We start from the raw sequence: 12,783 nt of genomic DNA, 5'->3' as shown, positions 1-12,783 counted from the left end.
CTGTGCATCCAGGATGCACGAGCATCCTGAGTGCGCCGTGAGGGGTGGGTGAGAGTTCCCGGACCGCGCCTCAGAAACCCAGGTCACGCCCCACGATGTCCTTCATGATCTCCGTGGTCCCGCCGTAGATCGTCTCGATCCGCACGTCGGTGTAGAGCCGTGAGATGGGGTACTCGGCCATGTAGCCGTACCCACCGTGGAGCTGCACACAGGTGTCGACGATGCGCTTGAGCAACTCGGTGGTCCACCACTTCGCCTTGGCGGCGTCGACGGCGGTCAGCTCCCCGTCGACCATCGCCTGGATGCTGCGGTCGACGTACCCCCGCGCCACGTCGAGCTCGGTCGCGATCTCTGCCAGCTTGTGGCGGTTGACCTGGAACGACCCGATCGACTGCCCGAACGCCTTGCGGTCGCGCACGTAGTCGGTGGTGATCGAGAAGGCCTCGTGGGCCGTGGCCACCGCACCGACCGCGATGGCCAGACGCTCCGACGGCAGGTTGTGCATGAGGTGGTAGAAGCCGCGGCCCACCTCACCGATGACGTTGGTCTCGGGCACGCGGACGTCGTCGAAGTGCAGCTCGGCGGTGTCCTGGGCGTGCTGGCCCATCTTGTCGAGGTTGCGTCCGCGCTCGAAACCGTCCATGCCGCGCTCGACGGCGAGCAGGGTGAATCCCTTGTGTCCGGCCTCGGGATCGGTACGGGTGACGACGATGACCAGGTCGGAGTTGATGCCGCACGAGATGAAGGTCTTCGACCCGTTGAGCACCCAGTGGTCGCCGTCCTTGACCGCGGACGTCCTGATCCCGGCCAGGTCACTGCCGGCGCCGGGCTCGGTCATCGCGATCGCGCCGATGATGTCGCCGGCGGCGAAGCCCGGCAGCCACCGCTGCTTCTGTTCGTCGGTGCAGAGGTTGGTCAGGTACGGACCGACGATGTCGTTCTGCAGGGTCAGCCCGGGTGCACGCGAACCGGCGCGGACCATCTCCTCGATGACGACCGCGTTGAACCGGAAGTCGTCGATCCCCGAGCCGCCGTACTCCTCGGGGATGTAGAAGCCGACGAGTCCCGCTTCGCCGGCCTTCTTGAAGACCTCGCGGTCGATGATGCCGTCGGCCTCCCACTGGTCGGCGTGCGGCAGCACCTCGCGGTCGACGAAGGCGCGTGCGGACGCGCGCAGCTGCTCGTGCTCGGACTCGAAGACCAGGCGCTTCATCGCTACCTCTCACTGTGCGGGCATGACACGACCACACCCTCGGCGGCCGACATAAGTGAGGTTACCCGCGATCGACGATTTCTGACAATGGTTTCAGTTCTGCACTCCGACACCCCCGGGCCGGTTCGACCCCGCACGCGTACGCTTTTCCCGTGAGCACGGGTAACGTTCCGCAGCTGGGTGTGCTGGGTGGGTCCGACGGGACCCCCTCACCGTCGGAGCCCGCTCGGATCGACACGGTGCGGTTCGACGGGGTCGGGGGAGTCGAACTCGTCGGGGACCGCTGGACCCCGAACGCACCCTGGCCCGCGACGGCACTGTTGCTGCACGGTGGTGGCCAGACCCGCCATTCGTGGAAGCGGACCGGTGATCATCTGGCTGCGGCCGGTCTGCGGGTGGTGACCCTCGACTGCCGCGGCCACGGTGACAGCGGATGGTCGCCCGACGGGCACTACGACATGGACCTCCTCGCCGAGGACGTCCACCGCGTCATCGACTCCCTCGGTGGGCCGGTCACGCTGATCGGCGCGAGCCTGGGCGGCTTGACCGGGATCGCCGTCGCCGACCGATGGGGTGTCGACGAGGTGTCCGCGCTGGTCCTCGTCGACGTGGTGCCCCGCTACGACCGTGGCGGCAGTCGCCGTATCCGCACGTTCATGCGCAGCGGCATCAGCGGGTTCGACTCCCTCGACGACGCCGCCGACGCCGTCGCCGGGTACCTGCCGCACCGACGCCGCCCGCGCAGCGTCGAGGGCCTCAAGCGGAACCTGCGTCGCCGGGCCGATGGTCGGTGGTACTGGCACTGGGACCCGAACGTCATCGCCCCGGAGACCGTCGCCCGCATCCCCACCGACTACCTCGACGACGCCGCCGCGCGGCTCCGGATCCCGATCATGCTGGTCCGCGGCATGCTCTCCGACGTGGTCCCCGACGAAGTGCTCGCCGCGTTCCGGGAGCGGGTGCCCCACGCCGAGGTCACCGAGTTGCGATCCGCCGGCCACACGGCCGCGGGCGACGACAACGACGCCTTCAGCGAGGCCGTCGTGCGGTTCGTCCGACGGATCGTCCCGCCGAGCACCGGTTAGACCCGAGCCGGGACCGCACCGTCCACGACGGGCCCCGGGACCACGGCGACCTCGAACGTCCGGGCGTCCGGGGCGAGACGCAGCGTGGTCGTCGTGTCCTCGGCTGCCGAGCTCGGCGCATCCGACCGACGGTGACATCCCCGGCTCTCGGACCGTCGCAGCGCCGCCGCGATCACCGCGCCGGCCACCAGTGTCATGTCCGCCGACCGGGACGTGCCGCCGGAGTCGACGGCCGATCGGGCACGGTCGAGGCCGTCGGCGTCGCGGTCGACACCCGCGCCGGCCGACATCGCGGCCCGGATGACCGACGGCGGTGTCCCGGATCCGACGGTCACCCGTGCCGGCGCACCGGCCGGGACCGGACCACGATCGAGGTCCTCCGCGGCGGTCGCGGCGGCCCGGGTCCCCAGGACGACCGCCTCGGTGAGGCTGTTCGACGCGAGGCGGTTGGCGCCGTGCAGACCGGTGCGAGCCACCTCCCCGGCCGCGAGGAGTCCGGCGACATCGGTGCGTCCGTGCAGGTCGGTGACCACGCCGCCGCAGTGGTAGTGCGCCCCCGGGACGACGGGGATCAGGTCGTGCTCGGGGTCGATCCCGGCGGCGCGGACACCTGCGGTGACGGTGGGGAACCGGGTGGCCAGATCGGGGACGTGGCGTGCGTCGAGGTACACGCAGCGCGCGCCGCCGGCCACCATCGCGTGGTGGATCGCGGATGCGACGACATCGCGCGGGGCGAGGTCACCCGCGGGGTGCGCACCGGCGGTGACGGACGCGCCTCCCGCGTCGACGAGCCGTGCACCCTCGCCACGCAACGCCTCGGTGATGAGCAGGCAGCGCCCACCGGCACCGGGTGTGTACAGCATCGTCGGGTGGAACTGCACGAACTCGAGGTCCGCGACGGTCGCACCCGCCCGCAACGCGATGGCGAGACCCGACCCCGTCGACGACGGCGGGTTGGTCGTGGCCTCGTAGAGCGCCCCGAGCCCGCCGGTCGCGAGGAGCACCGTCCGCGCCGGGATCACCCGCCGACGGCCGTGGTCCTCGACGATCACGCCTGCGGCCCGTCCGTCCGCGACGATCACGTCGAGGACGCGGCACCCCGCACGGACGTCGATGCCACGGGTGCCGTCGACGGCGGACGCCCACAGTGCGGCCTGCACGTGGGCGCCGGTCGCGTCACCGCCGGCGTGCACGATGCGCCGCATCCGGTGGCCGCCCTCCCGGGTTCGCGCGTAGCCCCCGCCGGGAACGCGGTCGAAGGCGACGCCACGGTCGGCGAGGTCGGCGAGTGCGTCGGGCCCGTCGGCCAGCACCGATCGCACCGCACCGGGATCGGCGTGTCCGGCGCCGGCCGCCAGCGTGTCGGCCACGTGGTCGTCGAGGGAGTCCCCCGCGTCGACCGCGACCGCGGCCATCCCTCCCTGTGCGTACGCCGTGGAGGTGGCCGCGCCGACCGTCCGGTCACGGGCGTCCACACCGGCGACGAGGGTGACCGACAGCCCGCGGTCCGCGGCATGCAGCGCGGCGGTGAGGCCGGCGACACCGGCTCCCACCACGACGAGATCGACGACGTCCATCAGGCTCCCCGGGGGTCAGGTGGTTTTCGACCGTGAGTCGATAACCACCTTCACGGTACGCCGTCTCCTCACGAGTCGAACGTGACCGTGATCTCCTCCGAGCGCGGGACCGCCTGGCAGGCGAGCGTCAGCCCCATCGCGATGTCCGAGTCGACGAGGGTGTCGTTCTTGCGCATCGTCACCTCACCGCTGACGACGCGGCAGGCACAGGAACTGCATTCGCCCTCCCGGCAGGAGAAGGGCGCGTCCTGACCCGCGTCGAGCAGGACGTCGAGCAGTGTCGCCGAGCGCGGCCACGCCAGGTCGAGGGTGTCGCCGCGCAGGGTCACCGACACGTGCGCGTCGTCGTCGTGGTTGACCACCGACACGTCGACGTCGGCGAACGGATCACCCGACAGCGATCGGTACCGCTCGGTGTGGACCCGGTCGGCGGGGATCCCGACCGCCTCGGCAGCCCTCTCGACGACGGCCATGAACGGGGTGGGCCCGCAGATCCAGAGTCGACGATCGGCGTGGGCCGACAGCTCGTCGGCGAGGGCGTCCGCCGACGGCAGACCCCGGTCGGACTCGTACCAGTGCTCGACGGACAGCCGGTCGCCGAACTCGGCCTGCAACTCGTCGATCACGTCGGCGAAGATGACCGCACCCGGGTCGCGGTTGGCGTAGAACAGCCGGACCCGGCTCAGCCCTCCCATGAGGGCCGACGTCGCGATGGACATCAACGGCGTGATGCCGCTGCCCGCGCCGACGAGCAGGAAGTCCTCGTCAAACGCCCGGGGGAAGAACGACCCCGACGGGGTCAGCACGGTGAGCCGCTCACCGACACGGACCTCGTCGCACAACCACGCCGACGCCCGTCCCCCCGGCACCCGCTTCACCGTGAGGATCAGGTCGTCGTCGAGATGCGGGGAACTCGACATCGAATAGCACCGCGCAGCAGCCGAATCCGGCTCGCCGCCGGGGATCCGGACGGTGAGGAACTGCCCCGGGTGATAGCGGAACCGGTGCGCTACCTCCTCGGGTACGTCGAGGACGAGTGACACCGAGTCACTCGTCTCCCGGATGATCTCGACGATCTCGAGGTCGTGTGCGCGCCCGCGCGGACCGCCGCTCACGACCCGATGCGCTGGCCTGCGGCCAGTGGACGTGCCATGACGTCCTGGTAGCGACCGCCGAGCAGCCGAGGCAGGGTGTCGAACAGTCGGGCGTCGGGCCCGATCAGCACGCGCGGCTTGTTCTTCTCGATCCCGCGGACGATGCGCTTGGCCGCCGTCTCCGGACGGGTGAAGGCGATCTTCTGGAAGTTCTCGTCCTTCACCTGCAGATCCTGCGCGTACTCACCGCTCTGTCGCCCGTTGCGGACGATGTTCGTCTTGATGCCGCCGGGGTGCACACAGGTCACCCCGACGCGATGCCCGCCGCTGATCATCTCCTGGCGCAGCGACCCGGTGAACCCGCGGACGGCGAACTTGGCCGCGTTGTACGCACTCTGACCCGGGATCGACATCAGTCCGAACACCGACGACACGTTCACGATGTGCCCGTCACCCGAGGCGATCAGGTCCGGCAGGAACGCCTTCGTGCCGTTGGCGACACCCCAGAAGTCGATGCCCATGATCCAGTCGAAGTCCTGCCAGCTCATGTCCGCGATCGTGGCGCTGAGCGAGACACCCGCGTTGTTCACGACGAGGTTCACCCCGCCGAAATGCTCGCGCACGGCGTCGGCATGGGCCAGGAACTCACCACGATCGGCGACGTCGAGACGATGGGGCACCGCCTCGGCACCCGCCTTCTCGCAGAGCCGGACCGTCTCGGTCACGGCGTCGATGTCGATGTCGCTCAACGCCAGACGCGCGCCACGGTCGGCCAGTCGCAGGGCGACGGCGCGTCCGATCCCCGACCCCGCTCCCGTCACGACCGCCACACGGCCCCGGAAGTCCTTCATCCTGCACGCTCCTCGTCACGGATTGCCTCGAGCACGTCGTCGGGAAGGGCCCGGGACGCCTTGTAGAGCGCGGTGGTGACGCGACCCTTGATGAGCCCCGCCTCCTGGAAGTACCGGAGCATCGGACCGCACATGAACGTCGCGTTCGCGCGATAGCGCGGCGACCGCTGGGCCGCGAGCCACCCGCGCAGCTGTCCGATCCCGACCGATCTGTACGCCTGCGAGTCCACCAGCGTCGGCATGACGAAGAGCGTCAACGCACCACACAGCAGCCTGTTCACCGCCAGCGTGATCGGACCGGATCGCTCGATGGCGTCGGCGAGCTCGTTGCGCGCGAACGTGATGTGCCGCGCCTCCTCCAACACGTGGATCTTCATGAGCTGGCGGACATGCGGCTGGATGCGCTCGTCGGCCATCGACTCCCGTTGGACCCGGTCGAGGACCTCCTCCACCAGCAGCGTCCCGGCGTACACGATCGGGCCGTGCGGGATGAACCCGATGAGACGCAACGGCATCGACAGCACCTTGGGCCGGCGATACGGCTCCATGCCGGTCTTCTCGATGAGTCGACCGAACATCGTCGAGTGGCGCGTCTCCTCGGCGACCTCGCTCAGCGAGTAGAGCGTGCTCGCATCGGAGAAGTCGCGGACGGCGAATATGCCGCGGAGCAGGTTCGTGCACAGCCCGATCTCGGCGTTGATGCCGTAGGTGAGGATGGCGACGGCCTCGGCACGACTCAGCAGCAGCTTCTGGTCGTCGGTGAGCGTCTCGTAGATCTCGGTGCCGAACAGGGTCCCGCGGGTCTCGGTCGACCACGGCATGTCGGGTACGACCGGTGCGTCCCAGTCGATGTCGAGGTCACCGTCGTAGGCGCGGTCCGCCGTGGAGCGCAGCAGCCGGTCGGCGAGGGCCTGGCGTTCGGTCGCGTCGTCGACGGTCACCGTGCCCCCACAGCCGTCGGTGCCTCGCGGTCGGTCGGCGTCACACGCACCGTGTCGGCGACGATCGTGTCGAGTCGGACGCCGGTGGTGCGTACGAGCGCACGACTCACCGGGTCGGCGAACATCCCCGCCCCGACAGCCGCATCGAGGAACTCCCCGAAGAGGACGTGAGCGCGGCGGGTCCGCATCGGGGCGCGCCGACGTGCGAGACGGGCACGCCACGCCGGGATGCCCACGGCCGCAGCGGTCTCCGGGGAGTCCAGCGCGCGCGTCACGGCACGCATCACCACGGCCGCGGCTACCGAGTACCAGGCCGTGAGGAACCGACCACGACCCGGCACCGAACCGGCGAAGTCGAGGTGGGCGAACTCCCGCAGACGCTGGGTCGACCGCAGGTGGATGTCGGCGACCTGACGCGCGTGCGGCTGCACGCCGGGATCCTCGGCCAGTGCGCCGGCGAACCCACGCACGAAGGACTCCGCGAGCAGGTACAGCGCCGCGGTCGTGCCGCCGGCCGGGACGAGCAGCGTGTACCGCTCGAACCGTCGGGCGAGTGTCGCGTGCCGCTGGGGCGCGAGCCCGGTCACCGTGGCGAGGCGCCCCAACATCGCCGTGCTCGTGGTGCGGATGTTGATGGTGGCCAGACCCCACCGTGCGGTGTCGTCGCACAGCGTCTGGTCCTCGCCGATGCGCCGGAACTCCAGCATCGACTGCGATGTCGTCGCATAGGCCGCGAGTGTCGCGAGGTCGACCAGTTCGTGGCGGCCCAGATCGGTGCGCGCCTCCGGTGTCAGCCGACGCCACGGACGCGTCCCCGCGAGCCCGACGAGACCGTCGGGAACCCATGCGGCGTCCGGCCGGGGTGCCGCGGACCAGTCGATGTCGAGGTCGGGGTCGAAGCGGTCGTCGACGGTGTCGACGAGGAACCGCTGGGCCGCGGCCTCTCGGTCCGCCACCGACCGCCGCCGGATCGATCGCCGTCCCCGTCGTTCAGAACCCTCGTCGGCCGTGCCGTCGGCCGCCGTGCGCCCCGGCTCCACGAGCCCTGACATCTGCCATCCTCTCCGTCGAACGTTCTGCCCCGCAGACCCGAACTGTAGGGATGGCCGAGTGTGACAGCTCACTGATTGACATGATTTGGTGCCGTGTCACAGGGTGCCGGGTGCACCATGGAACCCGCACGGCCGGGGGATTGCAACAGGGGAGGCTCACGGGTGAACACGTTTCTGGACATTCGCGACACAGGGCGGTCGACTCCGCGATCGCATCACGACGACTCCGACTACGTCGGCAACGCCACGATCGTCGTCAAGGGCATCGAGATCCCGGTGCATCTGGAGTTGAAGGGCTACCGCGAACCGATCGACGGCATCTACCGGTGGATCGGTCGGGTCGGTGCGAACGATCGTCTCGCCGCGACAGTCGGCAGCGCGAAGCGGATCCGCGTCGTCGTGTCGACGCCGCACAGCGCGCGCGAGGCGTACCTGGGAGATCCGGACTTCTGGGGCCGGTACCGGATCAACGGGAAGTCGACGCCGCCGTTCGCGGTCGACTCCGACGTCGAGTAGGGCCACCGGTAGCGTCGGTCCATGGCACCGACGTTGGTCCTCGGCCCGATCCTGCGCTTCGTCGACACCGGCCGGGCGACGATCTGGGTGGAGACCGACCGTCCCTGCGTGGTCGAGGTCGTCACCTCCGTGGGAGTGCAGGCATCCGAGGAGACGTGGGGCGTCGCCGGTCACCACTTCGCACTCGTGGTGGTCCGCGACCTCCCCGCCGACACGCTCGTCGACTACACCGTGCGCCTGACGGAGCCCGACGCGGAGCCGGTCCACGTGTGGCCACCGTCGGGTGTGGCCTGCCATCTCCGTACGGCCGGGTTCGACCAACAACCGTCGATCGCGTTCGGGTCCTGTCGACGGGGTGAGAACCACGACGCGGAGTCGATCGAGAGGGTCGGTGCCGACGCGCTGACCGGGTTGGCCGGGCGGGTCCGGACCGAGGCCGCCGACCGTCACCCGGATCTGCTGCTGTTCCTCGGGGATCAGGTCTACGCCGACGACCCGTCGCGCGAGGTGCTCACGCGGCTGCGGCGCCACCGTGCGGCGCACTCACCCGACCCCGAGCTGACCGCCGCGGTGCGCGAGGAGATCTGCGACCTCGAGGAGTACACCTGGCTCTACCACGAGTCGTGGGGGTCACCCGCGGTGCGCGGACTGATGGCGTGCGTCCCGAGCTGCATGATCCTCGACGACCACGATCTGCGCGACGACTGGAACTCGTCGTGGTCGTGGCGCCGTCAGACGACGGCGCAACCCTGGTGGCGGAGGCGGGTGATCGGTGCGTTCACCTCCTACTGGATCTATCAGCACCTGGGAAACCTCGATCCCGACTCCCTCGAGCGGGACCGCACCTACGCCCGCGTCCGTCTCGCCGTCGACGACGCCGAACGCGAACGCGTCCTCGCGGACTTCTCCCTCCGCGCCGATTCCGAACCGTCCTCCGCGCGATGGAGTTTCCTACGCGACCTCGGGCCGCTGCGCCTGGTGATGATCGATTCCCGGTGCTCACGGGACCTGGCGCCGGACCACCGCGGGATCCTCGACGCGCAGGAATGGGACTGGGTCGTGCAGGCGGCCACCGGACGACCGGCCCGGCACATCGTGTTCGGGACCTCACTGCCCTTCCTCATGTTGCCCGCGCTCCACCACCTCGAGCAGTGGGACGAGGCCGTCGCGCAGGGTGCGTGGGGGAAGATCGGGGCACGGTTGGGCGAGAAGGCCCGTCTGGCACTCGATCTCGAGCACTGGGCCGCGTTCGACGCGTCGTTCCGTGACATGGCCCAGCTCGCGTCGGACATCGCCGACGGGCCGGACGCGCCGGCGTCCGTCGTGTGGGTGTCCGGTGACGTGCACTGCTCCTACATCGCCGACGCACACCTCGTCGACAGCCGACCGGGACGTGCGACCGCGCTGGTCCAGCTGGTGATGTCGCCGTTCCGCAACCCCCTCGAACGGCCGGTGCGCCTGGTCAACCGGCTCGCACGACGAAAGCCGTTGGTGCGACTGATGCGTCGGCTCGCCCGCGGCGCGGGGGTCGCCGACCTGCCGCTGGAGTGGGAGACGTCCGCGGGCCCCTGGTTCGACAACGGGGTGATGACGCTGTCGGTCGACGGCGACGACCTCTCGGTGCGTGTCGAGCACGCGTTCACCGCTCCGGACGGGTCGCAGCGGCTGTCGTCGACGCACAGCCGGCAGCTCGCCGGGCCGTCCGTGGCCTGACGTGCTGCGACCGGCCGACGCGGCGGGTCACAGCTGTGCGCGCAGCTCCTCCGGCAACGATCGGGACATCCTGTAGAGGCGCGTGGTGACGCGGCCCCGGATGAGTCCGACGTCGTGGAAGTAGGTCAGCATCGGACCACACGCGAACGTCGCGTTCTCCCGGTAGCGCCGGGAGAACTGCGCCACGATCCACCCCCGGGTGGGCGAGATGCCGACCGAGCAGTACGCCCGCGGGTCGATGAGCGTCGGCATCACGACGAGCACCAGGAGTGCGACGAGGACACGGTTGACGGCCAGGGACACCCGGCCACATCGAGCGACGGCCTGCGCCAGTTCTGTTCGTGCGTAGGTGATGTGGCGCGCCTCCTCCAGGATGTGGATCCGCATCATCTGCCGCACGTGCGGTTGCACGTTCTCGTCCTTGCACGCCTCCCGCTGCACACGGTCGAGGATCTCCTCGACGATCAGGGTGATCGCGTAGATGAGGGGGCCGTGGGGGACGAACCCCATCATGCGCAGAGCCCAGTTCAGGGGCGCCGGCGCGGGCCAGGCCGGCATCTCGGCCTTGTTGACCAGACGACCGAACATGGTCGAGTGCCGTGTCTCCTCGCCGACCTCGCTCAGCGCGTAGAGCATCTCCGGACTCGTCCAGTCGCGCGCCGAGAACAGGGTGCGCAGCAGGTTCTGGCACAGACCCTGCTCGGCGACGATGCCGTAGCTCAGCACCGCCACGGCCTCGGCACGCCCGAGGGTCAGTTGCTCCTCGCGGGACAGCCCGTCCCACAAACGCGTCCCGTAGAGGGTCCCGCGGTGCTCGCTCAGCCAGGCCTTGTCCGGATCGACCGGCGCGTCCCAGTCGATGTCGATGTCGCCGTCGAGGGCGGAATCCGCCGTGGAGCGCAGCAACCGCTCCGCGGTCGTCGTGACATCGATGGTCATGGCCCCTCCTGATTCCTCAACACATGCTGAGTCAGCCTCATCGGTGGTGGCATGCGTGTCAAGCGTCGCGTTACGTCTTCGTGACCCGCGGACACGAGTCAGATGCAACGGCTGTGGGCGGTGTACAGCGACCGGATGCGTCCCTACCGTCGAGGTGGGAGTGACTCGAGTCCGAGGGTCGACCCGTCTCATCCCACCGATCAGGAGGCACACATGGCCGACTACCGCGTACTCGATCCCACCGGCGAGGTCGTCTCGACCAAGGACTTCGACAACGCGTCCGAGGCGTACGAGTGGTTCATCAACGCGAAGGCCGACAACACCGAACTCGGGTGGCGTCTGGAGGTCGACCACGACGGCGAGTGGTCGTTCGTCGACGACACCGAGGGCAACGCCGTCGGTGAAGACGGCGCCGAGAGCGTCTGATCGTGGCGATCGCGACCACCGATCCGACCACCGGCGAGACGCTGAAGGAGTTCGACGCCCTGTCGGACACCCAGATCGAGGAGAAGATCGCCCGCGCCGCCGAGGCGTCGCGTACTCAGCGCGCGACGTCGCTCGACGAGCGGGCTGCCGTCCTGCGGCGGGCGGCGGACATCCTCGACGAGGATCTCGACTCGCTGGCCTCGACGATGACCACCGAGATGGGCAAGACCATCGCCGCCGCAAAGGCCGAGGTCGGCAAGTGCGCGACCGGTCTGCGCTACTACGCGGACAACGCACCGAAGATGCTCGCCGACGATGTCGCCGACGCCGAGGCGGTGAACGCGAGCCGGGCGTTCCACCGGTTCCAGCCGCTGGGGGTGATCCTGGCGGTGATGCCGTGGAACTTCCCTCTGTGGCAGGTCATCCGCTTCGCCGCCCCCGGCTTGATGGCCGGCAACGTCGGACTGCTCAAGCACGCCTCGAACGTCCCGCAGACCGCGCTCTACCTGGAGGATCTCTTCCGGCGGGCCGGACTCGTCGAGGGCGGCTTCCAGACCCTGTTGATCTCATCCTCGCAGGTGGAGTCGATCCTCGGCGACAAGCGTGTCGCCGCCGCGACGCTGACCGGCAGCGAGGGCGCCGGCCGGTCGATCGGTGAGACCGCCGGTGGCCGGCTGAAGAAGGTCGTCCTCGAGCTCGGCGGCTCGGATCCCTTCGTCGTGCTCCCGTCGGCGGACCTCGCCGAGGCGGCGAAGGTCGCGACCACCGCCCGCTGCCAGAACAACGGACAGTCGTGTATCGCGGCCAAGCGGTTCATCGTGCACACCGACGTCTATGACGAGTTCACCCGGCTGTTCGTCGAGAACATGGCCGGCCAGAAGGTCGGCGACCCGACCGACGACGACACCGACGTCGGTCCGCTCGCCACGGAGCAGGGCCGGCAGGACGTCATCGACCTCGTCTCCGACGCGACGTCGAAGGGCGCGCGGATCCTCACCGGCGGTGAGGTGCCGGATCGGGCGGGCTGGTTCTACCCGCCCACCGTCGTCGCCGACATCACCACCGAGATGGACATCTACGGCGAGGAGGTGTTCGGACCCGTCGCGTCGCTGTACCGCGCCACCGACGCCGACGACGCGCTGCGGATCGCCAACGACACCGACTTCGGCCTCGGGTCGAACGTCTGGACCACCGACCAGGCCGAGATCGACATGTTCGTCGACGGTTTCGAGGCGGGACAGGTGTTCGTCAACGGCATGACGACGTCGTATCCGGCGATCGCGTTCGGCGGGATCAAGAACAGTGGGCACGGCCGGGAGCTCACGAAGTTCGGCATCCGCGAGTTCTGTAACGTCAAGACCGTCTGGGTCGCATGA

12 protein-coding genes are annotated in these 12,783 nt (G+C 69.6%); 5 read left to right on the top strand and 7 right to left on the bottom strand.

Going from position 1 to position 12,783, the window contains the following annotated elements; genetic code table 11:
* Positions 1-70 precede the first annotated feature (70 nt).
* On the bottom strand, positions 71-1,213 hold the full coding sequence (locus tag ACXVUM_RS08250) for an acyl-CoA dehydrogenase family protein (RefSeq protein ID WP_458521338.1): 1,143 nt from the start codon (positions 1,211-1,213) through the stop codon (positions 71-73).
* Positions 1,214-1,443: 230 nt separating this feature from the next.
* Here ACXVUM_RS08250 and ACXVUM_RS08245 point away from each other — a divergent pair, with 230 nt between their 5' ends.
* Positions 1,444-2,298 carry an alpha/beta fold hydrolase gene (locus ACXVUM_RS08245; RefSeq protein ID WP_458522824.1) on the top strand — a complete coding sequence of 285 codons (855 nt, stop codon included), beginning with the start codon at positions 1,444-1,446 and terminating at the stop codon, positions 2,296-2,298.
* Here the strand turns inward: ACXVUM_RS08245 and nadB are convergent.
* The 5 genes from nadB to ACXVUM_RS08220 form a co-directional block, all read right to left on the bottom strand.
* A complete protein-coding gene (gene nadB, locus ACXVUM_RS08240; protein ID WP_458521337.1) occupies positions 2,295-3,875 on the bottom strand; it encodes an L-aspartate oxidase in 1,581 nt (526 codons plus the stop codon). The two genes, ACXVUM_RS08245 and nadB, sit on opposite strands and share 4 nt — an antisense overlap.
* 68 nt (positions 3,876-3,943) lie before the next feature.
* Positions 3,944-4,990 carry a 2Fe-2S iron-sulfur cluster-binding protein gene (locus ACXVUM_RS08235; protein ID WP_458521336.1) on the bottom strand — a complete coding sequence of 349 codons (1,047 nt, stop codon included), beginning with the start codon at positions 4,988-4,990 and terminating at the stop codon, positions 3,944-3,946.
* A complete protein-coding gene (locus ACXVUM_RS08230) occupies positions 4,987-5,820 on the bottom strand; it encodes an SDR family NAD(P)-dependent oxidoreductase (protein WP_458521335.1) in 834 nt (277 codons plus the stop codon). Before ACXVUM_RS08230 ends, ACXVUM_RS08235 begins: the two co-directional genes overlap by 4 nt.
* Entirely contained in the window at positions 5,817-6,761 is a 945-nt protein-coding gene (locus ACXVUM_RS08225; protein ID WP_458521334.1) for an AurF N-oxygenase family protein, read from the bottom strand. Before ACXVUM_RS08225 ends, ACXVUM_RS08230 begins: the two co-directional genes overlap by 4 nt.
* Entirely contained in the window at positions 6,758-7,813 is a 1,056-nt protein-coding gene (locus ACXVUM_RS08220) for a diiron oxygenase (protein ID WP_458521333.1), read from the bottom strand. Before ACXVUM_RS08220 ends, ACXVUM_RS08225 begins: the two co-directional genes overlap by 4 nt.
* 162 nt (positions 7,814-7,975) lie before the next feature.
* Here ACXVUM_RS08220 and ACXVUM_RS08215 point away from each other — a divergent pair, with 162 nt between their 5' ends.
* Positions 7,976-8,329 carry a DUF4873 domain-containing protein gene (locus ACXVUM_RS08215; protein ID WP_458521332.1) on the top strand — a complete coding sequence of 118 codons (354 nt, stop codon included), beginning with the start codon at positions 7,976-7,978 and terminating at the stop codon, positions 8,327-8,329.
* Between the two features lie 21 nt (positions 8,330-8,350).
* Positions 8,351-10,042: an alkaline phosphatase D family protein gene (locus ACXVUM_RS08210; RefSeq protein WP_458521331.1), complete on the top strand. Its 1,692-nt coding sequence runs from the start codon at positions 8,351-8,353 to the stop codon at positions 10,040-10,042.
* A gap of 27 nt (positions 10,043-10,069) precedes the next feature.
* Here ACXVUM_RS08210 and ACXVUM_RS08205 read toward each other — a convergent pair whose 3' ends face one another.
* The gene (locus ACXVUM_RS08205) at positions 10,070-10,981 is read right to left on the bottom strand and encodes an AurF N-oxygenase family protein (RefSeq protein WP_458521330.1); all 912 of its coding nucleotides are present in this window, start codon (positions 10,979-10,981) and stop codon (positions 10,070-10,072) included.
* Between the two features lie 213 nt (positions 10,982-11,194).
* Between ACXVUM_RS08205 and ACXVUM_RS08200 the strand changes: the two genes are divergently transcribed.
* Both ACXVUM_RS08200 and ACXVUM_RS08195 read left to right on the top strand, forming a co-directional pair.
* A complete protein-coding gene (locus ACXVUM_RS08200; protein ID WP_458521329.1) occupies positions 11,195-11,407 on the top strand; it encodes a hypothetical protein in 213 nt (70 codons plus the stop codon).
* Between the two features lie 2 nt (positions 11,408-11,409).
* The gene (locus tag ACXVUM_RS08195; protein ID WP_458521328.1) at positions 11,410-12,783 is read left to right on the top strand and encodes an NADP-dependent succinic semialdehyde dehydrogenase; all 1,374 of its coding nucleotides are present in this window, start codon (positions 11,410-11,412) and stop codon (positions 12,781-12,783) included.

It is taken from the genome of Williamsia sp. SKLECPSW1, from assembly GCF_054332755.1.
This window is presented reverse-complemented; position numbering and strand designations above follow the sequence as displayed.